The organism is Rhizobium sp. GW821-FHT14E12, from assembly GCF_058803745.1.
Map to the genome: position 1 here is coordinate 523,069 of NZ_JBXAPH010000002.1, position 25,250 is coordinate 548,318.

Sequence of the window (25,250 nt, forward strand, 5' to 3'; positions counted from 1 at the left end):
CATTTTCACGTCGCCAGCAGGAGGAAGGGCCAGCACTGTGACCAGCTATTACGATATTGAAAACTGCTACAAATTCATCCTCGGTCGTCCGCTCAACGCAGACGAAAGGGATGCCATAGCCAAAAATCTCCTACAGCTCACCGACATTCCGTTGGAGGAGCATCGCAAGCGCTTTCTGTCCTCCGGCGAGTTTCACCATCGGCACAGCGAGCTGCTTTTCAACAATTTCATTCCGAAATCGATCTTCGTGCTTTTCGAGACGAAGTACAATTTCAAATTGTATCTCGATCTCCGGCAGTACCATATCTCCTTTGGGATCATGAGCGGTGAGTATGAGAAATTCGACGTCGGCCTGATTAAGGCGATTGTGCCGGATGACGGACACTTCATCGATGTCGGCGGCAATGTCGGCTATTATTCGCTCTCCGTGGCCGCTCGCCCCGCATTCAGAGGCAAGATACTTGCCTTCGAGCCGCTACCGAAGCTGTGGGAGCTCTTCAATCGCTCTATCCGGGAGAATGGCTTCGCCGACCGAGTCAGCGTCCGGCAGCAAGCTCTTGCCGACGGGCCAGGAGAAATGCGGCTCAGCAATGCCGAGGATACAAGCAACGCAGGTGCGACAAGGTTGGTTGCCGACAGCGACACCGCAAAAACCAACCGGTCGGTCGAAGTGGAGACGCTCGACCGGGTGATCGGCGGTATGCGGCCGGATGCGATGAAAGTGGACATCGAGGGAGCCGAGGGCCTTTTCCTCGATGGCGCAAAACGCACGCTCACCGCACACAAGCCGACGCTGTTGATGGAAATCAATCGCGACATGCTCGCAGTCCTGTCGAAAACAACGCCGGGCTCCATTCACCGACGCCTGTCTGAACTGGGTTACCGCATCTGGAGCAGTGCCCGGGAACAGGTGACGCAGGTAGAGACAGCCACTGAACTCGACCTGGAGTTCTCGATCGGCAAGGTGGGGAATATTCTGGCCGTTCACGAGGATCGTATGGATCAGGTGCGTGAACGCCTTCTGGCTTTCGGCGTGGACTTGGCCGGGAAACCAGGGGCGCCGACAGAGCCCAGGACGGCGGACAATTCAGTGAAAGCGATGAAACCGAAGACCAAGCGAAGCCGCGTGAAGGAGGCTGCGCTCTAACCAGCCGCCGTGTCCGGGTTCGTCGGGGATGCCGGATCGTCGGTACTTGATATGGGGGAAATACAATGAACGGGTCAATCGCATGAGCGTCATTGCCTATTACGGCTCATGTCCCAGCGAGGAATTCGTAAAATATGCCTTTCCGGAAAGCAGGCTCGGTTTCTTCTGCTATGGAATAAACGTTGCCAGCTTCATGAATGACAGGAAAGCCAGCATCAAGGGCATCGAGGAATGGCCTGATCAAATCAAGAAGAAGTTGCTGTACGAAGCAAAGAAGGGCTTTCGCGACAGGCTGAAGGAGGCCGCCCCGCAAACGCTTATCGTGGATTTTTCCCGCGCGTCGCGGGCCTCGATCATGCGTTACAAAAATAGTGTCCTGACAGTTCCCTACGAACTGCTCGAAGCCGGCCCGCATCAACAACTCGAAGCGTTCAGCCTCTTCAAGATCATGCCTTTTGGCAGTCGCGAATTCTGGACGCTCGTGACCGAGGCACTGCAGAAATTCTGCGACTTCCTGACCGCCGACCTGCCGGAGACGGAAGTCATCTTTCTCGACGTCCCGCCCACGGCCGACTACCGCGGGACGCTGACGGACAGCAACACCTACATGACGGATTTCTGCCGGTGGCAGATGCGTTATCCGATCTGCCGCATGCTGATCGACTTCTGCCTGGCGCGGATCAAGAACAGCCGCGTACTGACACCGCCGGTCCCGCTCTACTCCGACGACGCCGCACTTTATGGCCCGGCGCCGATGCATTACGCAGCGGAAGTGTGGATGGAGACAGCTGAAATCTATCACGCCAATGGCGGCTTTAGCGGGCTGGGGCGTTCATGCGACCTGGTGTCGACGCTCACAAACTATTCCGGTCTGATGGACGCCTTTTCCAAGACCGCCTTATCGAAGCCGGACCTGCAAAGGTTCGGTCTCGATATCCTGCACGGCGCACTGCCCTACTTGTTTGCGAAAATCCAAAGCCCCGCTCCAAGCCATTTTGTCGAACCTATCGAATCGCACGACGTCGTCGCGGCGTTTCGCTGGATCCTGGGGCGTGAGCCGGAATCGGCCCTGACCTTCCTCAATCACTACGCCCTCGCCAATCGCAAGGAGCTGCGAGACACGCTGCTACGCTCGTTCGAGTTCCAGAACCAGGTGAAATATTATGCCAAGCAGTGAAGCCATCGGGCATATGACCAACGACGCTCTATTCGAACTTCACATGATGGCGCGCCCAGTTGACGAGAAAGAGGCCAACGGCCGTGGTGAACAGGCAGCATTTGAAAATGTAGCCGACATCATAAAAGGATTTCACCGTATCCCCGAATACGCCGGCGCGAAACATTTCGAAGCAATGGACGAGCGGAACATAGAGCGCAAGCTTCTGTACCCCGCTCGGCAGCCAGGCGACCATGAAGAACATGCCGGAAATCGGCAGCGTGAGATACTGCATCGGCTGGACGAATTTTTCCACGAACTCAAATCTTTCCGATGCGGCAGCGAAAATCAGCCCGACGGCAAAGGCGAACCAAGCCATGAACAACCAACCCGCCAGGAGCAATCCGAGATTATCGTAAGGCGGCATGAACCCCGCCAGCCGAACCACGGTATAGACAATGATCAGCGCCGTCGTCGTGCCGGCGATCTCCAGAAGCGCTCTGGAAATGAGGGCGTCAGGCAGGCGGATCTGGCGGTGATACATCAACGGCAAATTCTGGCGCAGACACGAGACGGCATGACCCGTCACATGACGCCAGAGGGTCAACGGCATGTAACCGCTAAGAACGAAGGCGACGACCGCAAGTCCGTGCGCCTCGTGCCTCAAGAGAGTCCACATGATCATCACGCCACCCGTGAGGATCATCGGTTCCAGCATCAGCCAGAGAAAGCCGATGTTCTCCCGACCATAGCGGGACACCACTTCGCGCATAATCATGGCACCGAGAACACGGGCCTGAATTTTCAATCCTGTGATGAACTGCCCGCGGCCGTGAGATTCACCATATGTCGGGTCCATGCGGGCGTCTCCTTTTCCTCGCCCATGCGTTGTCGATGGGTCGTCCCACGATACCGGCGAAGGCTCCCCGCTCAATGTTCTTTGCGTCAGCTTTGGACAATTACGGTAGGTGACGCGCGGATGTCTCGATATGTCCGCAAACAATCAATTGGAAAGGTGCTGTCATGGTTCTCATAACCTCCGAGGCTAAGGACAAGCTGCCTGAAGAAAAACAACGCCCACAGACATTCGATTACAGGGCTCCGTCGCCAGCCTTCAGGCCGGCGAAAGCCAGCAAACGTCGAAAGAAGTCCAAGCGGCGATACCTGTTCATGCTTATCGTCCTCCTTCCGACGCTGGCGGTCAGCGTCTACTATGCCTTCTTCGCAGCGCCGATCTTCGTGTCGGAAGCTTCGTTTGTCGTGCGTATGGCTGCACCGCCATCTTCAAGCGCCTTCGGCAACCTGCTCCAGAACAGCGGTATAACACGATCGCAGGACGACACTTTCTCCGTTCAGGAATACATACGCTCGCGAGAAGCCCTGAAGGAACTTGGGCAGGAAATGCCCGTGCGCGCTATTTTCGGAAGTCCGCAGGCCGACCGGCTGATGCGTTATCCGCGCTTCTGGGAGAACAATAGCGAGGAGGAACTCTATCAGTATTACTCGGATCGCGTCGAAGTCATCCATAATGATACGACCGGCATCACGGTGTTGCGCACCACCGCCTTTCACGCGCGCGACGCCTACGACTTGAACAACACCCTGCTTGCGCTTGGGGGCAAGCTGCTGCTGCGCATGAACGATCGCGCCCGGGGCGACGCTGTCCGGTTTGCCGATAACGAAGTGAAGGAAGCGGAACAGCAGGTTATCGACGCGCAGAAAAAAATCACGATCTTCCGCAACAAGGAGCTGATGATCGATCCGAATGCCAGTTCCACCTCCATGGTCGAACTCATCGGTCAACTCTCCGTCCAGTTGGCCAACGCGCGAGCCCGCCTCGCCGAGATGCGCAAGACCGCGCCGGACAGCAACGCGGTCCCGTTCGTGACGAGCCAGATCGCAGCGCTCGAACAGCAGATCGAAACGGAGCGCGGCAAGATGGTCGGCAATGATAGCTCCCTTGCCCCCAAAATCGCGGATTATGAGAGCTTGGTCTTGATGCGGGAATTCGCCAACAAGGCAATGGTCACCGCCCTTGATGCACTCGAGGCGGCAAGAGCCGACGCACGCCGGCAGCAACTCTATCTGGAAGTGGTGGTGCCGCCGCATCTGCCTGACGAGGCGGAGTTGCCGCTGGCCCTCAAGAACATCCTCATCGTGTTCCTGACCACGAGCCTCGCCTATCTGCTCGGCTGGCTCCTGCTGACCGCGATCCGGGATCACGACGGCGGCTGAGCATAATGCAACATGGCCGGCTTTAGCCGGAGCCGGCCATGTCAGTCCGCCTGCCAGAAGCAGGTATAGATTTCCCCCATGCAAGAACGGATTTCACTCTCGCAGACGGAATTGGGGGCAACGTGACCATACAGCTGAAATTCGGCGTCACGAGCACGAATATAGTGTTGCAAGGCAGCGCCTATGTCACGCTTGGCCTTGTTGAGATGCCCAAGCTGGATCTCGACGTCGCTTAGCGAGGCCGGCTGGTTGGTCTTCGCATACTCGCGATAGGCTTCGTATAGCTGTTGCGCTTCCTCGAAATCACCGGCCTCCTTGGTCACATTCGCATAGACGGCGATTAGATCGACCTCTCCGTCAACAGTGACCAGGCTCCGCAACTGCTCGCGTGCCTGCTGCCATTGCCCCGATTGCACAAGATCCAGAGCCTTCTGGCGCCTGCGTTCTATGCCGGACCGAGACAGTCGCAGACCTGCCGTATCGACATGCCGGGCGATTTCTGGGTCATTTGGAGCCAGGGCACTGGCGCGGCTATACCATTCAAGCGCCGTTTCCGGATCGTTCATCCGGTTGTGGAGATGGCCAAGCTGCAGATGAATGTCGGCATCATGCGGCTCCTTGTCGAGGAAACGCCCATAGGCTTCCAGCGCAGCGTCGAAGTCCCCGAGTTCCTTGTAGGCGTGGCCGAGCTGGACGAACAGGTCTATCCGAGTCGGGTTCCGCTGCAGCGCCTCATGATAGTAGAATGCCGCGTTTGCCCAGTCTCGCCGATCGCGGGCGACATCAGCCTCCGCCAACGGATTGACTGATATGCCGGCCTCGGCCCTGTCACCCGTCGCGTGGCCGGCGCGCAGGAATGTGGATGCGATGCGAAGCTCTCGTCTCATGGTACCTGCCGCATGGAAATGTTGCGAGGACGCAGCCAGGAATCTTCCGGGCTGCGCTCATGGACGCGTATGCGCAACTCGACGAAGCGATGGTCGCGCCGGATGGCGACACACAAGGTTCCCGAAAACGAGCCGGTCAATGTGATGCTTTGAAGAAAGTCCAGGCCCGAATTTGCGACGATTTCAACATCCAGTCTGGCGTTCGGCGGCTGGATCAGGTCAAGATCGAGCAGCCAGGTTCCCTCCGCAAAACTGCGCTTGGGGCCAGTCAGCAGCCAACCAGGCTGCACTTTCCAGTTCCCCTCGTTGATCTGAAGCGGTTGGCGCAGATGGTCGGGAGCAATCATCCAGCCGACATTCTCGACTTCGCGGACAAAGATAGCCGTGGCCTGGCCCTCCATATCAACCAGCAGACCCGCCGGTGAGAGGCGGGCATTGGACGGATCGGAGTCTGCATGAGGTTCGCTTTCGTTTCCGGGCAACAGGGTGTCCCAGAAAGCCGTCTGACCATCCCGGCGCGCAATGGCAACGATCTTCTTCACGACCGCTGCCCGGGTGGTCACGCCGCGTCTAAGGTCGAATTCCACTCCAAGCCGTTCGGCCGACGTCGGATCACGGCCGCAAATCCGCGAGAAAGCATAGCGAAGGAACGTCGGATCGTCGCCCGGTGCGAACCGGGTGAAGTTTTCCAGGATGGCATAATGGTCCGGCTCGCGCCGGATCGCCTGCACGCCGGATCGTTCGCTGAGCGCCTCCGGGATGGGGCGGCGCGCCTTGATCGCATCAACGACGCGCAACCGGTTGGTTCCACCGCGAATGGCGTTTGCCAGGGCGAGCCTATCGTCCTGAGTCAGTTCGATCTCCGTCAGATCCAATGCCGCTGCCCAAGCATCAACAAAGGATTCTGCCGGCAAGGTGAATATGTCCTTCGGAACAACATCCACGGGCTTTTGTCTATGCAACTCGGCGACGGTCAATATTGCCCCCTAACATTTGTTCGATCGCTACGACGTGCCGCGCAGCGGTGCGCGGATAGGAATACCAATGTGCCGCCTGAATGCGTTCATTGTCGCGCATTTTCAGCAATAGCGGGTTCTGTGCGAGGCTGAGGAGTGCCTCGGCGATACATTCGATTTCCGTGCTTTTGACCACATGGCTGATCGGCCACATGTCGCGCAGAACCGGTGAGCGGGAACATAACAGTGGGCGGTTCACGCTCATGGCAATGCGCGCGGCCCCTGTCGCAGTTTCGGTGGAGTGACCATAAAGGAAGGAAAGCAGGTCGCAGGTCATAAGTTCGCGACGCAACTCCTCCTCGGGCACGAAATCGAAGCGCGCTGTCACATGTTCCGAGAGATCCAGATACTCGATCAGATTCTCGATGGCGGCGCGTGCGGCGCGTGATTCATCATTCAGAACCATGCAGTTCAGGAGTTTCAACCGCAATCTTGGATCGTAGGTCCGCGCCTCCGCGAAAGCGAGCACGAGACGATCGATATTCTTGTGCGGCATCAAGAAGCCGAAAGAACCGATGGTGAATTGCGATGGATCCGGCTTGGGCGCATTTTCCGGTTCGAGAAGAACGCCATGCGGAATGACGATCGCATTCGGATGCCCCGCCGCCGACAAGGTCGCTGCGTCCTCCGCGGAGTGCACGAAAACGACATCGAAGGCTTTCGTCCACCGCAATGGGCCGCCGCGAAGAGCCTCCTTTACGCTGTGCATCGTGATGGCCCGCAACCGGTGCCTGGTTGACGGCAGCACTTGGGCAACCATTTCCATGTCGGGTGTGGAGAAATGACCCGGGTGATGCTGCATCCACAGCACATCCGCCCGCCCGTGCTCAAGCCTGGCAACGAAACGCTTCAACGAGGCGAGATCGTAGCCCCAGAGCCGAGATAGCCCGTACGTCGTCGCGTCCGTCTCTTCCGGCAAGGCGTCGTTCATGATCCGCCGGGCAAAGATGTGATCAATCTTCTTCGAAAAGGCCGGTTGCGAATAGAGGTGCTGTGAATAGGTGGCAATGCCACACTGCTGCTGCCATGAGGAGACCAGATCGATGGTCCAATCGAGCTTCGATTCGGCAGCGACACGAGGCGGCTTGGCGAGGGCGGCAAGGACACGGCGCGCCACTGAATGCCAGGTAAAATGCGCCGCGAGCAGCTTTTGCGCCTGTTCGCTGCGGGCCTGAGCTTCGCCCGGATGATCCAGCACCGCACGCATCTGTGCCCCCAGATGCTCCACGGACGGTTCGGCCCAAAGACTGAAGGAGCCCGCCACATGGGCTCGGGACGCCGACATATGGTAATCGACCAGCCAGGCGGTATCGGGACGGCAAAAGTCGAGTTGCCCGCTATAACCTGTCGTCACCACGGGCACATCGAGCCGCATGGCTTCGGCCAGGGGCAAGGCAAAGCCTTCGCCGCGGCTGGGCGCCACCACCATGGCAGCGGAGCGATAAAGAGCTAGAAGCTGCTGGTCGTCATAATATTGGTCGACGATGACGATCGGAGGCGCGCCCGAAAGCTGCTCGCGCTTTTCCGCCAGCACCGACGCCAATATGCTGTCCGGGTTTGGAAAGGTCTTGATCACCAGTTCCACCGCATCGTCTCGCCGGAAGCTGCGCAGATAAGCGTCGATCAGGACATCGATGCCCTTGCGCGGGAAGCAGGAGGAGACATGCAGGATGCGTTTGCGCCCGTTTTCCGGCAAGGGCGAGATCGTATTGCCGCTGGAGGTCGATGCATGATCGCAGCCATTGCCGATGACCTCGATCGGAATTGTTACGCCGGAGCGCTGGAAGGCGTCGCGAACAAAGTTCGCGGTCACCATGATGAGATCGAGATCCTGATTGAACCTGTCCACCAGATATTGCGGGAACTCGAGCTCTTCCCACGCAAACCCGACATAGGCATTGACCTCTCCGATCATGTCGTGGGTCTTTGGCGGCCAGGTGTTTCTGAGGTGAATGTCGAACCGCTCGTTCGCGGGATAATCCTCGCGCATGTGGCGCATGATGTCCGGCGCGGCAACGAGGCGGGCGTCGGTCTGCCAATCCTCCTCAGCCGTATGACATATGAGATTGACGCCGAGGTCGATCAGCGCGCGGGCCAGATGGCGATTGACGATCGCAAGGCTATAGTCGCCCTTGAACACTCCGTCGAAAAAGACGGTCTTGCCGGAAAATTTCTCGATCAACGATTTTTCGTCGATGCCCCCAGCATCGAGCGAATAGGGCGACACGACACCTTCATAACGCATTCACCACTCCCAAGCCCCTGCTACAAAGGAAACAGGCGGGATGCCGTACTAACAAGGCTTCGCTGTCAGACGAAGGATTGAATACTGGAACCACCGCCTCCCGGTTCGTTTTTTTGAGGCGGACGGCCGAAGCCGTCCGCCCTGTGGTTCAATCGGCTTAGGAAGCCTTCGCGTCTTCGACGATGTAGCCCAGTTCCTGCGCACGGGCGCTGAGGACATTACGGGCTTTTTCGAGTACCGCACCGGCGTAAACCGGCGGATAGCACCAGTCGTTCCAGTTCCGTGTACCGGCATAGGAGCCGAACCGCAGAACACCGGGCTCAAGGAAGGACAAACGCCCACCCAGATCGAGATAGGTCTCGGTCTGCGCGCCTTCCGCGAGGATGATGCTGTGTTGCTCCAGCTCGATGTGGTAATATTCGAACGGCTCGAGCACCGTTTCCTGGGTGATCGTCGTTCCGTTGACGAGGAACTTCGCCGGAATGAGCGACTCCTCCATGAACATGCAATGGTCCGGAGAAATCAGGAGGTCACGTTCCGGAACATTTTCCGAGATCGAGCCTGCCTTCATGCGGACCGGCAGCGTATCACGCGGCTTGTCGATCGCCTTCGGATCAAGCCTGCGACGACCAACCCACCTGATTTCCGCCACGCCCTTATGGGTGACCACCAGGTCGCCGACCCGCAGATCCTCGACCGGCAAGTCTCCTTCCGGCGTTCTGATGAGCGTGCCGCGCAGGAAGCAGCTTGTGAAGGTCAGCGTATCCGAAGCATCGTCGTAGGTGTACGTCACGCCGGCGGGGATCGTGTAAGAAGCGACTGCGGTAGGAATACCAAGAAGCCCCGGTGTCGTGAAGGTGATCGTGTTGCCCGATTGCGAGACGGCGGTCGTCCCGACAACCTCGATCTTGTCACCGATCTGAACATTGATAACATTCGGCGGCGTTGAAAGGTTCAGGTTGATACCGCCGCTGTTATAAATGAAGGTACCGGTGCCGCCAGCGTTGGCGAAGTCGACGGTAACGCCGTTCAGCAGACCGACATTAAGCAGGCCTGTCTGGACTTCGATGGTGGAATTCGCGCCGGGCTGATAGACAAAAGTCGAACCGGCCGCTACCCCCGCAAGACCGCCAGTAAACGTTACATGTGCACCGTTGATAGCCTCAACGACCGTGTTGGAGAGTACACCTCCGCCAACAAGGGCACTGATGGTAACATTGACGCCATCGACAATCACCGTGCCGTTGGAGACGAGCCCCAGCGAAATCGTGTCGGAACTGGTGCCAGCATTGGAGCTGTTGATGGTGGTTGTACCACCGTTTAGGAGACCAATATTAATCAAAGCCATGTTACTGTCCTCTCTCTGATACTAAGACGAACCACTTGTCAGAACTTGTAATTCACCCCCACCCGAATGCTGTGGAAGTCGGCAGTTGCTTTGCTTGAAAGAACGTCCCCCCCTGCGGTGAAGCTCCCTAGATTCACGTATTGGTATTCGAGTTTCGCAGTCACATTATCCGTGAAGGCGTGTTCCACGCCGGCGCCGAGTACCCAACCGGCTTTGGTTTTGTCTTCGCTGAAGCTGCCGACGCCATCCAGCGATGCCTTGTAATCGACGTGCCCATAGGCAAGACCGCCGGTGCCATAAAACAGGGTGTTGTCGTAGGCATAACCGACACGCGGACGGAGCGTGCCAAACCAATTGATTTTCGAGGAGGCATGCGCGCCGTCGTTGGTGAGGGAGTCATGAATATCAGCTCCCTGGAAATCTGCCTCGAGACCGATTACCCAATTCGGATCGATCTGATAGTTGTAGCCGATCTGACCGCCGCCGAAGAAGCCGGAGCCTTCGAGCTTGCCGAACCTGCCAAGAAAGGTATCGCCGGAGCGCAAACCGAATTTGTCATCGCCGCCGAAGGCGCCGCCGCCGTTCAAACCAACATAGAAGCCTGTCCAGGTAAATACCGGCTGCTCTATCGGCGCGGCTGGTGGCGTTGAGACCGAAAGATCCGCGGTGTAAGCCGCACTCGCCATACCAAACGCGAAAAGGAAAGCAGCAGATCCAAGTACCTTATGCATTCTAAATTCTCCTCAGGCAATTTCCGGATTAACATGCAACTTCAGCAAGTTGACGTCGCAGCCATAATATAGACTTGATTATATGTGTAAATACGAAGGTACTCATATATATTTCCGATATGTAAGCTTTCCATGTATAAGCATGTCGTAATTCGTATTGAAAAATACCGCGAAGCATCGGTTTGGAGTTGGCAATATCAGTGACGATGCGCGACTTCGTTCGCAGATGCGGTAGCGCTGATATGATGTTGCCGATTCTGACGCGCCGCCAGGCGGTGGCTACCAACACAAAGCAGGCATGCGTCTTCGACCAACACAGAACTCATCTCCATACCGGCTGCCTGCAGTCATAAGCCCAAGTACTGGCGTCATTGGGCTCGTTCTGTCGCTTTTCAAATAGACCGGTTTTGCCGCAATCGTCAGGTTTGTCCTGCTGCTGCAGATTGAGATTCGTGGCAGCTGGAGGCTCAACGGGGCGGACCACTCAATTGGGTCGTTGAGCCTCCCCTCCGTCACTCAGCCAGCGGAACCTTCCAACGAACAAGGTCGCTAAACTTAACGGTTTTTCTGCTTGCGGATGATCCGCGCGAGGTGCCGGTCCGTGGCGCGAATGCCGATATAGATCGGCAACCGCATAAACCCGGTTCGACGCGATATCGGATAAGACGGATGGAGTTATGCCCCAGTGCTCGCCCAGCACGTCTGACCTTTCACCCGGCACGATTCGATCCGCCGTGCGCAATCAGACCTCTGCTGTCGTTTCCCGCATGGACTGTCCGCCATAAGCGGTACACATCTGTGCCGCTGTCGCAACCGCCAAATTGCGATGGCAGGAGGTCCGGCTAATGGCTCGGAGCGATGGTCGGACCTCCACCTTCGGCAAAGACGACAGTATCCGTCATCTGCTTGAGCGGACGAATATTGAAAAATGGACAAAGTGACGGCATCGGCCATCTGCGGCGACCCGTCAGCGACCGGCGGAATTCCTAGATGTCAGAGGATGATGCGGATACCTGCGTCGCTGACGGCCTTAATAAAGGCTTGGCGGACCTCTTCCGGTGAAACCCGATGATTGATCCCATCGATACAGGCCTGAAGTGCCGCCTCGAAGGCGTCTCCTTTGAGGCCATGCCATTGGCCTGTGAGACATTCGACTGCTTTTTCGACGGTATCGACGACGTAATATCCGCCGCCCAGGATCTCAATTTGGACTGGCGCAAAGCCTGGAAGATTGGCAGCCGCCGGGTCGTTGCCGCTTTCCAGCATCTCTCGAAAGCGCTTGGCGGTCACCCGACCGAGCTTCTCTATCTTTTTTTCGATACCCGCGCCAAGAGCGACGTCATTGCCGCCGGAGGTTGCAATTCTTGCATCCCCGACGAACTTATCGGAGCCACCAAGCAAGGGATCTTTTGTTGTTGCCAGACATGCTTGCATATGCGCTGCGGATTGGGAGATGTCGACTGGGATGGAATCTGTAAAAGTGCCGCCGAGATCGATGTCGGCGCGAAGGCTCTTATTATTCTGCCACATGCCAATATTTCCTAACAATTGCCTACCAAACCCGCCTAGCTAACGGACCTGCACAGCCGCGATACAGTGCTTCACTAATAATTCCAGTCGCACTAAAACAATTCTCATGGCCCAATTAGGGCCAGCCGGCGCTTCTTGACAGACATAATACCAATAAAAGTCATCGATTGGTATGTGCCGAATTGTTAGGCTTATCTCCAGATCATCATATTTATACGTGTTTCTGGTTGTGAAGTCCAGCGCCAGTCTCATATTTGACATCGAGTTCCAATAGTGGAACAGTAAGTCATCGGCATTGAAGAGTATTGAAATGAGCTCCCTTGAGGATGCAGTCGCTGTTCTGGCTTGCTTTTCGCTGGAAGAACCGGCGCTGACCCAAGCCGAACTGACACGGAGAGTTGGACGTCCGAAGGCAACGATTTCCCGTGTTATGCGCAGCTTGCGGGAGAGTGGAATCCTGGAGTTCGAACCGACACGTAGGCTCTATTCCCCCGGCATTCGGCTCTTCGAACTCGGACAGATCTGCCGCTCCAATCATGATTTTCTGGATATGCTCCAGAAACGCCTGGAAGACATCTGCAGAATCGGCGGCCACACGGGATACATTTCGGTATTCGACGGTACACAGATGGTCGCCCTCAGGATCGTTCGCGGCTCCAGCCCCCTGGCGATCGCGGCCGTGCCAGGCCATCGCATGCCCTTGCATGCGACATCAAGCGGTCGCGCCATGCTGGCGTTGCTGAGCGACCGGGAGTGGCGCCACCGTGTACCGGATCCCCTGCCCTTCGTGTCGCCGAACAGTCCACTCGACCACGACGCCCTTCTGGAACGTATCCAGGGAATCCGAACGACAGGACGCTCTTCCGCCTCCAACGAAACACAGCACGGTGTTTCCTCTCAAGGCATCGCCTTGCGCGATCCTGAGAGCGGCGAGATCATCGGCGTCGCCATCTCCTACCCTGAAAGCATGGCAACGGATGAACTCAAACAGATGATCGGCAATCTTCTCGATCAGATAAAGTCGGAACTGACGCGGCGGGGAAATGCTATCTGACCCTGCCTTTTGACCGCCGATTGCAGGCGCTCGAGGTACAGGAGATGTTTTGAAAACTCGCAATAGTATCAAAGACGATCGTTCAGCGGTCAGGGGTGGCGCACCCATTTGGGTGCGCCCCGTTTTCACATGACCAGAAAGGTCGATGGCGCAACCTGCAATGCAGCCGCGAGCCGCCGAAGTTTTGCCGGATCTGCATCAGCACCAAGCTCGATCTCGGAAATCTCGTCTTGGGTAAGGCCACAGGTCTCTGAGAGATCGGCGATCGTATAGCCGATGGCCTCGCGGGAACGCCTGACGGCGGCGCCGATTTCAGAATGGGGAACCACGGAAGCTTTCGAACTATTGAGGTTGCTGGGAGTAATGGACATGAATTTCTCCTTCCAAAGTCCACCGGCAAGCCAAATTGCCGGGTGAAGGCAGCTATGCAGCCATGAGCAATCTCGACCTAAACAGACACGGCCGAGCGCCCGGCCAATATAGTCATAGATCCTTAGCAAACAAGTGCCGAAGTTAATCGGTACGATCCACCCGGTTCGAGGGCCGGATTTTCCGATTTATCGGCATGCCCAGACGGCAGCCATTCCGCCTTGCTTGCCTTCGCCGCGCACACTCCCATGGCACGCGGCGAAGGGGATTTCCCAGCTTATCTCGTGGCGGTACGCAATTGCAGCCTCGATACGCCGGCGGCAACGTTAAGCCCCGTTCCCGCTTCGCCGCTCAACGGCTGCAGGCCGAAGTTTTTCAAATTCCCGCCGACAAGCGCGTTTGCGCCCAGACCGAGGCCGACCGAGGCGCCTGCCGACGCACCGACATAACTTCCGGCCAAAGCGCCCTCTCCGGCGCGGGTTGCCTGGGTGCTGTAGACCACCCAGCTTAGATAGGACTTGCCCGTAATGCCGATATCGAGACCGAGCTTGCCGATGGATCCGACGTAGCGTTCAGCCGGTCCGGCTCGCCGCTTGAACAGGCAATCGACCGATTTGTTGGAGCCGATCACCATTCCGACACCCCCGGCAATCTGGCAGGATAACGTGCCGAGACGTTCCTTCGGCCCAGCCGCGGCCTGTTCCTTATGGGGTTGCTTGTGTGACCGATGCATCGTTTGGGCATCGGCGGTGGGGACACCGAGAGCCAGTGAAATGGCAGCGACAGCGAGAGCAAAGTTTTTCATGAGGTTTCCTCCTTGGGCATTCGCACCTCAGTCAACGCGCTGAAGAGGAGTTCGTTCGAACCGGGGAGGATTTTCCTGGCACTAAGGCTCCAGTACGCGATCGCTATCCGAGCGCCTGGCTGGCCAGACCGTAGGTCAGCGGCAACCCGTCGGCGGGCGGAGCGCCGTCACCGCGCAGCCAGCAGCGCCGCAGCGACATGCTGGTAACGGTGTCGTAGATTGGCAGTCCCGATTGCATGATGAAACGGGGAAAGGCACCGGTCTGCTGACGGGTGTCAATCCGCAGGAAGCTGCCTGCATGCTCGACCACATGCGGTCGCGTCACTGTGATCGCCTCCTCGTCGCTTGCGGCCACAACGGGGCCGATCACATGACCGCGCCCGAATCGGCGGCACAGCGAAAAGGCGATTATTCGGCCGCTCCGGACGAGCGCCACACCCTTTGAAACGCTCAGAAGGCGCGCAAGAATGGGCGTACGATCCGCCCCGTAGGCGGCCAGATCCAGAGCCGTGATTTCGGCAAGATCGGTTTCATCGAGCGATCGCAACAGCGTGCCCGACGGCAAGGGCTCCACGGGCGGAGCGATCGCCTCGCCGTTGCATTGATAGACGATCCCCTCGGTCCGAAACCCGAACGAGTCGTAGAGCCGCTTGGCGGAGCGGGTCGCACTGAGGCCGAGCGCCCGCGAACCGGTCTGTGCAATGACATGCTCCATCATCCAACGGCCGGTTCCCAGCGTCTGCAATCTCGGTGAGGTGATCACCATGCCAAAGGTGGTGAAATCAGGCGCGAAATCGAACCACATGGCCGAGCCGAGCACGCGGCCGATGGCATCATGCGCTACGATACCCCGTCCCATGTCGCGAACGATCTGCCAGTCCTCGGCACGATGCGGCCAGCCGACCGACAGGGACAGCGCATGCAGGGCATCGAGATCGGCGTCCTTGATATCGCCCATGGTCAGTTCGAAGGAATCCAGTTGGATCGAGCTAGATTTCGCCATAACTGTCTCCCCTCCCGCCAACCGCGTTCCCCGATGCGCTCAAACACCCGCTGGGCATCTGGATGAATAGGCTTTCGAATTTTCGCGGGCAATGATACCCAACTTCGGTTGTAGCCGCGGCCGCGCAACAGAATGCGCTTGAAACTACGGTAAAATCAGAAGATTCCACCAAAGCCGCAAAGCTTTCGGCAGACAGGAGACGGCCCCTGCCTTATTCTTGGGAAAGTTTCCTTCTCCTGGGAATACGCTCCTTCCCCTTGCTCCAGAGATTCATCGATGTCTCCTCCCGTCGGCCGCGTCGCCAGCAACCACGACCTTCCGAACTCGGCCGATGTCGTCGTGCTCGGCGGCGGCATGGCCGGTGTCGCGGCGGCCTATGAGCTTGCCAGGCGCGGCACGTCGGTCGTTCTCATCGAAAAGGGCGTGATCGCCGGCGAGCAATCGAGCCGCAACTGGGGCTGGTGCCGCCAGCAGAACCGCGATCCGCGGGAACTGCCGCTGGCACAGCTTGCCCTGCGCCGATGGGAAAAGCTCAATTCGGAACTCGGCGAGGAGACCGGCTTTCGCCGTACCGGCCTCATCTATGCTTCGACGCAGAAGGCCAGCATCGACACCTGGGAGCGATGGGGCGTCATCGCCAGGGGCTTCGGTGTCGACACGCGAATGCTGACGGAGAGCGAATGCGCCAAGATGCTGCCCGGCAACAGCCGTCGCTGGAACGGCGGCGTCTATTCCCCAACCGATGGACGAGCAGAACCTGAGCTTGCCGTACCCGCCTTGGCGCGAGCCGCCCAGCGGCTCGGCGTCGTCATTCTCCAGAATTGCGCTGTCCGCGAGCTGGAAACGGAAGCCGGGCGCATCAGCGGCGTCGTCACGGAAAAGGGTAGTATCCGCACCTCCGCCGTTCTCGTTGCCGGCGGCGCCTGGAGTGGCATGTTCCTTCGCCATCACGGCATCCGCTTCTTGCAGGCAAGCGTCAAATCCACCTCGTTCTACACCACCTCTGCGCCAGCCGTGACGGAAGGTGGCATCGCGATGGAAGACGTAACGATGCGCCGCCGGCTCGATGGCGGCTATAGCGTCGGCCTGAGCGGTCTTGGCCAATTGCAGATCACGCCCTACGGCCTGCTGCAGTCGCGCGAATTCTGGCGCACCTTTCAGATCAGGCGAAAGGGCCTGACCTACGCCTTCGGACGTCCGTTTTTCGAAGGTCCGGAAGCGATCGCCCGCTGGAAGGCGGATGGCATCTCACCCTTCGAACGCATTCGTACGCTCGATCCGCAGCCGGACGCCCATCTGGTCAACCGCGGTATCGACCGGCTGGTGTCGACCTATCCCGCTCTTGCCGGCATTCGCCCGGCGCAAAGCTGGGGCGGCATCGTGGATTCCACCCCGGATGCCATACCGGTGATTTCCTCGATCGCATCGCGTCCGGGCCTGTTCGTTTCGGCGGGCTATAGCGGTCACGGTTTCGGGATCGGGCCTGGGGCCGGCATGCTCGCCGCCGATCTTATTCGCGGCGACAAGCCCTCCGTCGATCCAACGCCCTTCCGCTATGAACGCATGATCGACGGGACTGATCTCGGAAAGCCGGGAATGTTGTGATGCCTGCTAGAGCGATCAACGCCGTCTGAATAGACAAAATCGGATCGACATGCGGTCGATCAAGTCCACTTCGACGTATCCTGCTGTGGCGAACCCGGCAGAATACCCTCAGCAAGTACAAGGGAATCCATGGCGTTTCTATTCAACTCCGATGCGGAACGGGCGAAGATTTTCGCAGCCGCCTTTGCGCGCGAACTGCCCTCACTCCCCTTCATCACCGATGCGACCAGCGCTGATCCGGAAACGGTCAAATATCTGATCACCTGGACGGCGCCGGCCGACCTCGCCCGCTATCGCAACCTCGAAATCCTGTTTTCGATCGGCGCCGGCGTCGATCAGTTCCCGCTTGCCACACTGCCCGAGAACGTAAAGCTCGTCCGCATGGTGGAGGACGGTATTGCCAGGATGATGCAGGAATATGTGACGCTCGGCGTGCTCGCGCTGCATCGCGATCTGCCAGGCTATATCGAGCAGCAACGCGCGGAGAAATGGACCGTTCGGCCGGTTCGTCAGGCGCCCGATCGGCGCGTCGGCGTGCTCGGCCTCGGCAATCTCGGTCTTGCCGCCCTCGAGCGCCTGCGCCTGTTCGGCTTTCCACTTTCCGGATGGAGCCGCTCGCCGCGTGCCGTCGAAGGCGTTGCCTGCCATCACGGCATGGACCAGCTGCCGGAATTCTTGGTGCAGGTCGATATTCTCGTCTGCCTGCTACCGCTGACGTCCGAAACGCAGGGCATCCTGAATGCCGATCTCTTCAAGGCCTTGCCGCAAGGCGCCAGCCTCGTACATGCCGGCCGCGGCCAGCAGCTCGATGCAGCAGCCCTTATCGATGCACTCGATAGCGGCCACCTTAGCGGCGCGGTTCTCGACGTCACCGATCCGGAACCGCTGCCGTTCGACCACCCGCTGTGGCGCCACCCCAGGATCATCCTGACGCCGCACATTGCCAGCGCCACGCAGCCGGAAACGGCGGCACAGACAGTCATCACCAATATTCGCCGCCACGAGGCCGGACTTGACCCGATCGGTCTTGTCGACCGCAGCCGCGGCTACTGATCATCATCGCGAAAGGAATCCCATGTCCCTGCTGAAAACCATCGATCCCGCGCCGTCCTTCGAGCCGAAGCAGTCCAAGGCCCTGCCGGAACGGCTGATCTCGGGAGATCCATCCTTCAAGACCTGGGCGCAAGACAGCGCCCGAGACGGGATGATCAATACCGGCGTATGGGAAGCGACCCCGGGCGAAAACCATTCTATCAAGGGTGAGACCTTCGAATTCTGCCATATCCTTCAGGGTGTCATCGAATTGACCGAGGAAGGCTGCGCACCGGTAACCTATCGCGCAGGCGACAGCTTCGTCATGAAGCCGGGCTACAAGGGTGTATGGCGGACGATAGAGACTGTCCGCAAGATCTACGTAACGGTCACGTGATGATGGGCCTCGTGGACCTCCTGGTCTTCGAGGCGCCGAATCTTGCGCTGAAACACCAAGGGCAAACGGGATATTCCATCGCGACATTGCAAGGACTCGATGGAAACTGCCAGCACGCAGACGATAGGCTTGGGCGACCCGGCGGCAAGGAACAGCCATGACCCTCAGTTTCGACCCAGATTCGCTCGAACTTCCAGGCGGACACTTCATCGACGGCCGCTATGTGGAGGCACGCGGCGAAATGGCCATGCGTCGCCCTTCGGATGGAGCGATCTTTGCCGATTGTCCGATCGCCGGAAAGGATATCGTCGATCAGGCCGTCGAAGCCGCGAGCAAGGCGTTGAAGACGAGCGGCTGGGCGACCCTTCGGCCGCGTGAGCGGACCAAGGCCCTGGTGCGGTGGGCCGACCTTATGGAAGAGGAGGCCGTGAAGCTGGCGCGCCTGGAGGCGGTGTCTTCGACCCGCCCGATCGGACAGCTTATCGCCGGCGACGTCGCGATTACCGCCGAACAGATCCGCTTCTTCGCCGAATTCGCCGACAAGGAAGGCAGCGACCTCGTACCGACCGACGGCAACAGCCTCGGCATGATCATGACCGAACCCTATGGGGTCGTGGGTGCGATCACACCCTGGAATTTCCCGATTTCCATGGCCGGCTGGAAGATCGGCCCAGCACTTGCGGCCGGCAACGCCATCGTGCTCAAACCCTCCGAGATGACGCCGTTCTCGACGCTCTATATGGCGGAGCTGTCGGTGCGCGCCGGCATTCCCGCCGGCCTGATCAACATCGTGCTTGGCGATGGCCCGACCACGGGTGCTGCCATCACCGGCCATCCCGGCATCGGCAAGATCAGCTTCACCGGTTCCACAGGCGCTGGTTCGGCGATCATGGAGAACATCGCCCGCACCGGCGTAAAACCGATGACGCTGGAACTGGGCGGCAAGAGCCCGCAGGTCGTCTTTGCCGACGCCGATCTCGATCTGGCTGCCGAGGCGATCGCTCGCAATATCCTATCCAATGCCGGCCAGGCTTGCGTCGCGGGCTCGCGGCTGATCGCAGAGCGCTCGATTGCCGAGCCTCTGGCGGAAGCGATCTTGCGGCATATGCGCAATATCAAGCCCGGCCCGACCTGGGACGAGAACAGCCAATATTCGCCGATCATCTCGGAGCGTCAGATCGGCCGGATCGATAGCCTCGTGCAGGCTGCTATCGACGCCGGTGCGGAATGCTTGACCGGCGGCTCGCGGCTCGACCGGTCGGGCTATTTCTATGCCCCGACACTGCTCGCCGGCGTCGACCAGGCATCGCCGGCCGTCACCGAGGAGATTTTTGGGCCGGTCCTGACGCTTCAAACCTTCGAGACGGAGGAAGAGGCGCTTTTGCTTGCCGATCATCCGACATACGGGCTTGCAGCGGGGCTGTTCACGCGCGATCTTTCCCGCGCCGTTCGCATCACGCGCCAACTCCAGGCGGGAACCATCTGGGTCAACCGCTACGGGCGCTCGCGCGACCATATTCTGCCGACCGGCGGCTACAAAAGCTCCGGCATCGGCAAGGACCTCGGCCGCGACGCCTATCTCGCCAATCGTCGCAGCAAGTCCGTGCTGATCAACATTTGAGGACCTGACATGAAGATCTATAAAATCGCTCTCATCCCCGGAGACGGCATCGGCACGGACGTCATCGCCGCCGCATGGCAGGTCTTGGAGAAAGTGGCCGCCAAGGCGGGCTTCGGACTTCAGCCGACCAGCTTCCCCTGGTCCTGCGCCTACTACAAGGAAACGGGCGCGATGATGCCGGCTGACGGCATTGCGACGCTGCGCGGTTTCGACGCCATCCTGCTCGGCGCGGTCGGCTGGCCGGCGGAAGTCCCAGATTCCGTTTCGCTGCACGGCCTGCTGCTGCCAATCCGCAAGGCCTTCGAGCAATATGCCAATATCCGGCCACATCGGCTGTTGCCGGGTGTCGAAGGACCGCTGAAGGCGCGCGACTTCGACATCGTCTGCATTCGCGAGAATACCGAGGGTGAATATTCAGGTGCCGGCGGGCGCGTGCATCAGGGTACGGCAAACGAAGTCGCCGTCGAGACATCGATCTTCACCAGGGCGGGCGTGGAGCGCATCCTGCGCTTCGGTTTCGAGCAGGCCCGCTCGCGGAGCGGTAAGCTTGCCTCCGTCACCAAGTCGAATGCGCAGAAATATTCCATGGTCTTCTGGGACGAGATGACCGCGCGGCTGGCCGCCGAATATCCCGATGTAAGCGTCACGAATTACCATATCGACGCCATGGCGGCGCGCATGGTGATGGCGCCGGAAAGCCTCGACGTCATTGTCGCCTCCAATCTGTTCGGCGATATCCTGACCGACCTTGGTGCTGCCATTCAGGGTGGCCTCGGCTTCGCCGCCTCCGCCAACCTCAACCCTGACCGCAGCGCGCCGTCGATGTTCGAGCCGGTGCACGGCTCGGCGCCCGATATCGCCCATCTTGGCATTGCTAACCCGATCGCCGCGATCTGGTCGGCCGCCATGATGCTCGATCATCTCGGCGAAAGGGCTGCCGCGGCCGAGATCATGCATGCCATCTCCGCCGCGACCGAGGCCGGTATCGGTACGGTTCCCGGCAAGGACAAGACAGACGCAATCACCTATGCTGTGCTGAACGCACTCGCCTGAACGACAAGGAAGCGACACTAATGGACCTCAAGGACAAGAGCCTGTTTCGCCAACAAGGCCTGATCGGTGGAACCTGGCGCGATGCCGCCTCCGGCAAGACCGTCGATGTCATCGACCCGGCCACGCAGGCTGTGATCGGCACCGTTCCCGATATGGACGGAGCGGAAACTCGCGCCGCCATTGACGCCGCCAATGCCGCCTTCCCGGCCTGGCGCGAGAAGACCCATGCCGAGCGTGCCTTGCTGCTTGAAGCCTGGTACGATCTGATGATCGAGAATTGCGATGATCTCGGCCTGATCCTGACGACCGAGCAGGGTAAGCCGCTCGCCGAGGCCTGCGGCGAAATCCGCTACGGCGCCTCCTTCGTCAAATGGTTCGCCGAGGAAGCCCGCCGCATCAACGGCACGACCATCCCCTCGCCGACCCGCGACCGGCGCATCGTCGTCCTCAAGCAGCCGGTCGGCGTCTGCGGTATCATCACGCCCTGGAACTTTCCGAATGCGATGATCACCCGCAAGGTGGCTCCCGCGCTTGCCGCCGGCTGCACGGTCGTCATCAAGCCATCCGATTTCACGCCCTATTCGGCGCTGGCGCTTGGCGTTCTGGCCGAACGCGCCGGCATTCCCGCCGGCGTCATCAATATCGTCACCGGCATGCCGACCGAAATCGGCAACGAGTTGATGCACAACGAAACGGTGCGCAAGATTTCCTTTACCGGCTCGACCCGAGTCGGCGCACTCCTGATGCGCGGCGCAGCCGACAACATCAAGCGGCTCAGCCTCGAACTTGGCGGCAACGCGCCTTTTATCGTCTTTGACGATGCGGATCTCGATCTCGCCGTCGAAGGCGCCATCGCCTCCAAATTCCGCAATGGCGGCCAGACCTGCGTCTGCTCCAACCGTATCCTGGTGCAGGACGGCGTCTATGACACCTTTGCCGAAAAGCTTGCGGCTCGCGTTTCCGTCATGAAGGTCGGCCCCGGCACACAATCGGGTGTCGATATCGGCCCGATGATCAATGCGGCTGCCATCGACAAGATCGAACGCCACGTCAGCGACGCCGTCGAAAAGGGCGCGAAGATCATCGCCAAGGCGCCGAACCTGCCGGAAGGCCGTCAATATGCCGCCCCGGTCGTGCTCTCAGGCGCGACCACGGACATGCTGCTTGCCAGCGAAGAGACCTTCGGGCCGGTCGCACCGCTCTTCCGTTTCAAGACTGATGTCGAGGCCATCGCCATTGCCAACGGCACGCCGTTCGGACTGGCCGCCTATTTCTACACCGAAAGCCTCAAGCGTTCCTGGGCGGTTGGCGAAGCGCTGGAATTTGGCATGGTTGGCCTGAATACCGGCGCCATTTCCACCGAAGTCGCCCCCTTCGGCGGCGTCAAGCAATCCGGGCTTGGACGCGAAGGCTCTCAACTCGGCATCGACGAATATCTCGAAATCAAGACCTTCCACATCGGTGGGCTTGCCTGAGATATCAGAAGAAGAAGGGGCGCCGGCGAAAGCCGCGCCCTAACTGATTTGCAGCATGGACATCTTGGCGGCTTCCTCGCCGTCAAGATTCACGCCTTCATAAGAAGGCCAGAGGCCAAAGCGTGAAAGGTCTCGATAGCCCTAGGCAGCACATACTGCGGATCGTCGCTGGCAGCGACCCAGAGAGCTGCATTGAGCGCGGCGCCGCTGAGAAGTCGGGCGGCCGCCTCCGCGTCGACCGGCTTGAGGGCCTCTTGGGCGATAAGACGCTCCACTGTCCGCTTGGTTGCCTGAAGGCAGCTGCTTTGACTGGGCCATTTCGACGGATCGCCCAATACCGCCGGCCCATCGAGCAGAACGATGCGCTGGACCTCCGGAACAAGCGCCATCTCGATATAGGCCGCGCCTTCGGCAAGCAGACCCTTCCAATCATCGCCTGCGAGAACGCCGACCTCTTGGGCGCGCGACGCCATTTCCGAGTCGATCTGATCGACAACCGCCGCCAGAAGCCCGCGCTTGTCACCGAAATTATGGTAGAGCGCACCTCGCGTTAGACCGACTTCGGCAGTCAATTCGTCCATCGAGGCAGCCGAATACCCTTTTTCGGCGAAGGCCTTTCGTGCGGCCGCTATCAGCTTGGCGCGGTTCTCCTCCATCGTCTCGACACGTCGTTTGGCCATCTTGCCCTCAATTTCATATACGCCTCGTATATCAATTTGACATACGAGGCGTATATGGCTATTTCACATACGTACCGTATATCAGATGATGCAGCAGCCTGTGAAGCTCACAGTTCGTGCTGCGCTTGTCTGTCGGCCATCAACATCGATGAAGAAAGATCAGGAATGACCAAACGCGAAGCAATCTTCCCCGCCAACCGGCATGCCCTTTATGAAGAGCACGGCTATTCCGCCGCTATTCAATCCGGTGACCTCCTGTTCGTATCGGGACAAGTCGGCAGCCGTTCCGACGGAACGCCCGAGCCCGATTTCGAACGCCAGGTGCAGTTGGCCTTCGAAAACCTCCAGGCAACGCTGGATGCCGCAGGCTGCACGCTCGAGGATATCGTCGATGTCACGACGTTCCACACCGACCCTGAAAACCAGTTTCCGACAATCATGGCCGTGAAACAGACGGTTTTCCGCGAGCCGCCCTATCCGAACTGGACCGCGATCGGTGTGAACTGGCTCGCCGGCTTCGATTTCGAGATCAAGGTCATTGCCCGCATCCCAGCGAAGGCGTGATTCCGGAAATCCCCGGCTACTGAAAGCGGTCGAGCGTCTTGTAATAGGCGCCGACCAGCGGCAGGAACCAGGGCTTGCCGAAATGTCCCGGCACCGCCGGCCAGGCGAGATCCTTGACGGGATTGCGATCCGCCTTGCCGAGGATGGCGTCGGCAATCATCATGCCCATATGGGTCGCCATCTGCGCGCCATGGCCGGAATAGCCCATCGCGTACCACAGCCCATCGACATAGCCAGCGCGCGGAAAACGGTCCTTGGTCATATCGACCAGACCGCCCCAGCAATAGTCGATCTCGACCTTGGCCAGATGCGGAAAAATCTCGGCGAGGCCCGCGCGCAGGATCTCTCCGCTCTTGCCGTCGGAGCGCTGATCCGACGTCGCTGAAAAGCGCGCCCGGCCGCCGAAAATAAGGCGGTTATCGGGAGCAAGCCGGAAATAATTGCCGATATTGAGCGAGGTGACGCAGGTGCGATTGCCGGGCATAGTGGCGGCGATCTCGGCCTTGGTCAGCGGCCGCGTGGCGATGATGAAGCTGCCGACAGAGATGATACGCCGCCGGAAATAGCTGAAAATGCTGGGCGTATACGCGCCGGTCGCCAGAAACACAGTGTCGGCCGAAAGCTTGCCGCGTGCTGTCGTCAATTCATGCCGGCCGCCATTGATCTTCCGGTCGGTGACAGCGGCGTTTTCGAAGATCGTGGCCCCATGACGAACCGCGGCCTCGGCAAGGCCGACCGCATAGCGGCCCATGTGCATCATGGCGCTCTTCTTGGAGAGCATCGCGCCGTGAAATGCGGTCGATCCGACTTCCCCTTTGAGATCGTCGGCCGTCAGCAGCGCCGTATCCGGATCGATCTCGCGATTGACCGCCTCGAAATTCTTGGCGATCCCCTCGAAATGAGCGGGCTTAGACGCGAGCTTTAGCTTTCCGGCGCGACGAAAGTTGCAATCGATCGCCTCCTCGGCAACGATCCGCTCGACAGTATCGACGGCATCGTCGAAGGCGCGATAAAGCGCCTTTGCCCGCTCGACTCCGAGCTCGGCCTTTGCGGAGATGAAGCTGTGGGCGAGGCCGTTGTTGAGATGGCCGCCATTGCGGCCGGACGCGCCGGAGCCGACCGTGCCTGCCTCCAACACAACCACCTTGGCGCCGGCCTTGGCGAGCTGAAGTGCTGCCCCCAACCCGGTAAAGCCGCCGCCGATCACCGCGACGTCGTAGTGACCTTCGAGCGGCGAGGCACTCTGCTTCTCAAAGCGCGGGGCGGTGTCGTGCCAGTAGGACTTGAATTGCATGGC

23 protein-coding genes are annotated in these 25,250 nt (G+C 59.3%); 11 read left to right on the forward strand and 12 right to left on the reverse strand.

Annotated features, from left to right (window positions below; all coding sequences use genetic code 11):
* The first annotated feature begins 37 nt into the window (after positions 1-37).
* Entirely contained in the window at positions 38-1,147 is a 1,110-nt protein-coding gene (locus tag AC1RO0_RS10595) for an FkbM family methyltransferase (protein ID WP_498592847.1), read from the forward strand.
* 82 nt (positions 1,148-1,229) lie between these two features.
* Positions 1,230-2,324 (forward strand): DUF6270 domain-containing protein, encoded by a 1,095-nt coding sequence (locus tag AC1RO0_RS10600; RefSeq protein ID WP_498592848.1) that lies wholly within the window; start codon positions 1,230-1,232, stop codon positions 2,322-2,324.
* A 28-nt stretch (positions 2,325-2,352) separates the two neighbouring features.
* On the opposite strand, the gene AC1RO0_RS10605 is transcribed toward AC1RO0_RS10600, so the two are convergent.
* Positions 2,353-3,162 carry an ABC transporter permease gene (locus AC1RO0_RS10605; RefSeq protein ID WP_498592849.1) on the reverse strand — a complete coding sequence of 270 codons (810 nt, stop codon included), beginning with the start codon at positions 3,160-3,162 and terminating at the stop codon, positions 2,353-2,355.
* Positions 3,163-3,473: 311 nt separating this feature from the next.
* Here AC1RO0_RS10605 and AC1RO0_RS10610 point away from each other — a divergent pair, with 311 nt between their 5' ends.
* Positions 3,474-4,538, forward strand: coding sequence for a KpsE/RkpR family capsule polysaccharide export protein (locus AC1RO0_RS10610; protein WP_498592850.1), 1,065 nt, complete (start codon positions 3,474-3,476; stop codon positions 4,536-4,538).
* Positions 4,539-4,579: 41 nt separating this feature from the next.
* Here the strand turns inward: AC1RO0_RS10610 and AC1RO0_RS10615 are convergent, their stop codons facing one another.
* The 6 genes from AC1RO0_RS10615 to AC1RO0_RS10640 form a co-directional block, all read right to left on the reverse strand.
* A complete protein-coding gene (locus AC1RO0_RS10615; RefSeq protein ID WP_498592852.1) occupies positions 4,580-5,425 on the reverse strand; it encodes a tetratricopeptide repeat protein in 846 nt (281 codons plus the stop codon).
* Positions 5,422-6,402, reverse strand: a complete 981-nt coding sequence (locus AC1RO0_RS10620; protein WP_498592853.1) for a hypothetical protein — start codon at positions 6,400-6,402, stop codon at positions 5,422-5,424. The genes AC1RO0_RS10615 and AC1RO0_RS10620 overlap by 4 nt, the downstream gene beginning before the upstream one ends.
* Positions 6,380-8,686, reverse strand: coding sequence for a glycosyltransferase family 4 protein (locus AC1RO0_RS10625; RefSeq protein ID WP_498592854.1), 2,307 nt, complete (start codon positions 8,684-8,686; stop codon positions 6,380-6,382). Before AC1RO0_RS10625 ends, AC1RO0_RS10620 begins: the two co-directional genes overlap by 23 nt.
* Positions 8,687-8,843: 157 nt before the next feature.
* Complete coding sequence (locus AC1RO0_RS10630) at positions 8,844-10,034, reverse strand: Hint domain-containing protein (protein WP_498592855.1); 1,191 nt, start codon at positions 10,032-10,034, stop codon at positions 8,844-8,846.
* A gap of 38 nt (positions 10,035-10,072) precedes the next feature.
* Positions 10,073-10,765: an outer membrane protein gene (locus AC1RO0_RS10635; protein ID WP_498592856.1), complete on the reverse strand. Its 693-nt coding sequence runs from the start codon at positions 10,763-10,765 to the stop codon at positions 10,073-10,075.
* Positions 10,766-11,758: 993 nt separating this feature from the next.
* On the reverse strand, positions 11,759-12,295 hold the full coding sequence (locus tag AC1RO0_RS10640; protein WP_498592857.1) for a DUF982 domain-containing protein: 537 nt from the start codon (positions 12,293-12,295) through the stop codon (positions 11,759-11,761).
* 310 nt (positions 12,296-12,605) lie between these two features.
* Between AC1RO0_RS10640 and AC1RO0_RS10645 the strand changes: the two genes are divergently transcribed.
* Complete coding sequence (locus AC1RO0_RS10645) at positions 12,606-13,349, forward strand: IclR family transcriptional regulator (RefSeq protein ID WP_498592858.1); 744 nt, start codon at positions 12,606-12,608, stop codon at positions 13,347-13,349.
* Positions 13,350-13,474: 125 nt separating this feature from the next.
* On the opposite strand, the gene AC1RO0_RS10650 is transcribed toward AC1RO0_RS10645, so the two are convergent.
* The 3 genes from AC1RO0_RS10650 to AC1RO0_RS10660 all read right to left on the reverse strand — a co-directional run bounded on the left by AC1RO0_RS10650 (position 13,475) and on the right by AC1RO0_RS10660 (position 15,526).
* Positions 13,475-13,720, reverse strand: coding sequence for a helix-turn-helix domain-containing protein (locus tag AC1RO0_RS10650; RefSeq protein WP_183689307.1), 246 nt, complete (start codon positions 13,718-13,720; stop codon positions 13,475-13,477).
* A gap of 275 nt (positions 13,721-13,995) precedes the next feature.
* Complete coding sequence (locus tag AC1RO0_RS10655) at positions 13,996-14,523, reverse strand: DUF992 domain-containing protein (RefSeq protein WP_498592859.1); 528 nt, start codon at positions 14,521-14,523, stop codon at positions 13,996-13,998.
* A gap of 103 nt (positions 14,524-14,626) precedes the next feature.
* A complete protein-coding gene (locus tag AC1RO0_RS10660) occupies positions 14,627-15,526 on the reverse strand; it encodes a GNAT family N-acetyltransferase (RefSeq protein WP_498592860.1) in 900 nt (299 codons plus the stop codon).
* A gap of 276 nt (positions 15,527-15,802) precedes the next feature.
* Here AC1RO0_RS10660 and AC1RO0_RS10665 point away from each other — a divergent pair, with 276 nt between their 5' ends.
* The 6 genes from AC1RO0_RS10665 (at position 15,803) to AC1RO0_RS10690 (ending at position 22,709) form a co-directional block, all read left to right on the forward strand.
* Entirely contained in the window at positions 15,803-17,131 is a 1,329-nt protein-coding gene (locus tag AC1RO0_RS10665; protein ID WP_498592861.1) for an NAD(P)/FAD-dependent oxidoreductase, read from the forward strand.
* Positions 17,132-17,260: 129 nt separating this feature from the next.
* Positions 17,261-18,184: a 2-hydroxyacid dehydrogenase gene (locus AC1RO0_RS10670; protein WP_498592862.1), complete on the forward strand. Its 924-nt coding sequence runs from the start codon at positions 17,261-17,263 to the stop codon at positions 18,182-18,184.
* A 22-nt stretch (positions 18,185-18,206) separates the two neighbouring features.
* The gene (locus AC1RO0_RS10675; protein WP_498592863.1) at positions 18,207-18,560 is read left to right on the forward strand and encodes a cupin domain-containing protein; all 354 of its coding nucleotides are present in this window, start codon (positions 18,207-18,209) and stop codon (positions 18,558-18,560) included.
* 157 nt (positions 18,561-18,717) lie between these two features.
* Positions 18,718-20,181, forward strand: a complete 1,464-nt coding sequence (locus AC1RO0_RS10680; protein WP_498592864.1) for an aldehyde dehydrogenase family protein — start codon at positions 18,718-18,720, stop codon at positions 20,179-20,181.
* A 9-nt stretch (positions 20,182-20,190) separates the two neighbouring features.
* The gene (locus tag AC1RO0_RS10685; RefSeq protein ID WP_498592865.1) at positions 20,191-21,234 is read left to right on the forward strand and encodes a tartrate dehydrogenase; all 1,044 of its coding nucleotides are present in this window, start codon (positions 20,191-20,193) and stop codon (positions 21,232-21,234) included.
* A 20-nt stretch (positions 21,235-21,254) separates the two neighbouring features.
* Entirely contained in the window at positions 21,255-22,709 is a 1,455-nt protein-coding gene (locus AC1RO0_RS10690; RefSeq protein WP_498592866.1) for an NAD-dependent succinate-semialdehyde dehydrogenase, read from the forward strand.
* 89 nt (positions 22,710-22,798) lie between these two features.
* Here the strand turns inward: AC1RO0_RS10690 and AC1RO0_RS10695 are convergent, their stop codons facing one another.
* Positions 22,799-23,389 (reverse strand): TetR/AcrR family transcriptional regulator, encoded by a 591-nt coding sequence (locus AC1RO0_RS10695; protein ID WP_498592867.1) that lies wholly within the window; start codon positions 23,387-23,389, stop codon positions 22,799-22,801.
* Positions 23,390-23,554: 165 nt separating this feature from the next.
* On the opposite strand from AC1RO0_RS10695, the gene AC1RO0_RS10700 reads away from it, so the two are divergent.
* Complete coding sequence (locus AC1RO0_RS10700) at positions 23,555-23,953, forward strand: RidA family protein (protein ID WP_498592868.1); 399 nt, start codon at positions 23,555-23,557, stop codon at positions 23,951-23,953.
* 16 nt (positions 23,954-23,969) lie between these two features.
* Here AC1RO0_RS10700 and AC1RO0_RS10705 read toward each other — a convergent pair whose 3' ends face one another.
* Positions 23,970-25,247 (reverse strand): NAD(P)/FAD-dependent oxidoreductase, encoded by a 1,278-nt coding sequence (locus AC1RO0_RS10705; RefSeq protein ID WP_498592869.1) that lies wholly within the window; start codon positions 25,245-25,247, stop codon positions 23,970-23,972.
* Positions 25,248-25,250: the final 3 nt, after the last annotated feature.

Bases quoted from the DNA above. Each gene is read 5' to 3' on its own strand.
- AC1RO0_RS10600 (WP_498592848.1), top strand. From the start codon at position 1,230: ATGAGCGTCATTGCCTATTACGGCTCATGTCCCAGCGAGGAATTCGTA.
- AC1RO0_RS10605 (WP_498592849.1), bottom strand. From the start codon at position 3,162: ATGGACCCGACATATGGTGAATCTCACGGCCGCGGGCAGTTCATCACA.
- AC1RO0_RS10610 (WP_498592850.1), top strand. From the start codon at position 3,474: ATGCTTATCGTCCTCCTTCCGACGCTGGCGGTCAGCGTCTACTATGCC.
- AC1RO0_RS10615 (WP_498592852.1), bottom strand. From the start codon at position 5,425: ATGAGACGAGAGCTTCGCATCGCATCCACATTCCTGCGCGCCGGCCAC.
- AC1RO0_RS10625 (WP_498592854.1), bottom strand. From the start codon at position 8,686: ATGCGTTATGAAGGTGTCGTGTCGCCCTATTCGCTCGATGCTGGGGGC.
- AC1RO0_RS10630 (WP_498592855.1), bottom strand. From the start codon at position 10,034: ATGGCTTTGATTAATATTGGTCTCCTAAACGGTGGTACAACCACCATC.
- AC1RO0_RS10635 (WP_498592856.1), bottom strand. From the start codon at position 10,765: ATGCATAAGGTACTTGGATCTGCTGCTTTCCTTTTCGCGTTTGGTATG.
- AC1RO0_RS10640 (WP_498592857.1), bottom strand. From the start codon at position 12,295: ATGTGGCAGAATAATAAGAGCCTTCGCGCCGACATCGATCTCGGCGGC.
- AC1RO0_RS10645 (WP_498592858.1), top strand. From the start codon at position 12,606: ATGAGCTCCCTTGAGGATGCAGTCGCTGTTCTGGCTTGCTTTTCGCTG.
- AC1RO0_RS10650 (WP_183689307.1), bottom strand. From the start codon at position 13,720: ATGTCCATTACTCCCAGCAACCTCAATAGTTCGAAAGCTTCCGTGGTT.
- AC1RO0_RS10655 (WP_498592859.1), bottom strand. From the start codon at position 14,523: ATGAAAAACTTTGCTCTCGCTGTCGCTGCCATTTCACTGGCTCTCGGT.
- AC1RO0_RS10660 (WP_498592860.1), bottom strand. From the start codon at position 15,526: ATGGCGAAATCTAGCTCGATCCAACTGGATTCCTTCGAACTGACCATG.
- AC1RO0_RS10665 (WP_498592861.1), top strand. From the start codon at position 15,803: ATGTCTCCTCCCGTCGGCCGCGTCGCCAGCAACCACGACCTTCCGAAC.
- AC1RO0_RS10670 (WP_498592862.1), top strand. From the start codon at position 17,261: ATGGCGTTTCTATTCAACTCCGATGCGGAACGGGCGAAGATTTTCGCA.
- AC1RO0_RS10675 (WP_498592863.1), top strand. From the start codon at position 18,207: ATGTCCCTGCTGAAAACCATCGATCCCGCGCCGTCCTTCGAGCCGAAG.
- AC1RO0_RS10680 (WP_498592864.1), top strand. From the start codon at position 18,718: ATGACCCTCAGTTTCGACCCAGATTCGCTCGAACTTCCAGGCGGACAC.
- AC1RO0_RS10685 (WP_498592865.1), top strand. From the start codon at position 20,191: ATGAAGATCTATAAAATCGCTCTCATCCCCGGAGACGGCATCGGCACG.
- AC1RO0_RS10690 (WP_498592866.1), top strand. From the start codon at position 21,255: ATGGACCTCAAGGACAAGAGCCTGTTTCGCCAACAAGGCCTGATCGGT.
- AC1RO0_RS10695 (WP_498592867.1), bottom strand. From the start codon at position 23,389: ATGGCCAAACGACGTGTCGAGACGATGGAGGAGAACCGCGCCAAGCTG.
- AC1RO0_RS10700 (WP_498592868.1), top strand. From the start codon at position 23,555: ATGACCAAACGCGAAGCAATCTTCCCCGCCAACCGGCATGCCCTTTAT.
- AC1RO0_RS10705 (WP_498592869.1), bottom strand. From the start codon at position 25,247: ATGCAATTCAAGTCCTACTGGCACGACACCGCCCCGCGCTTTGAGAAG.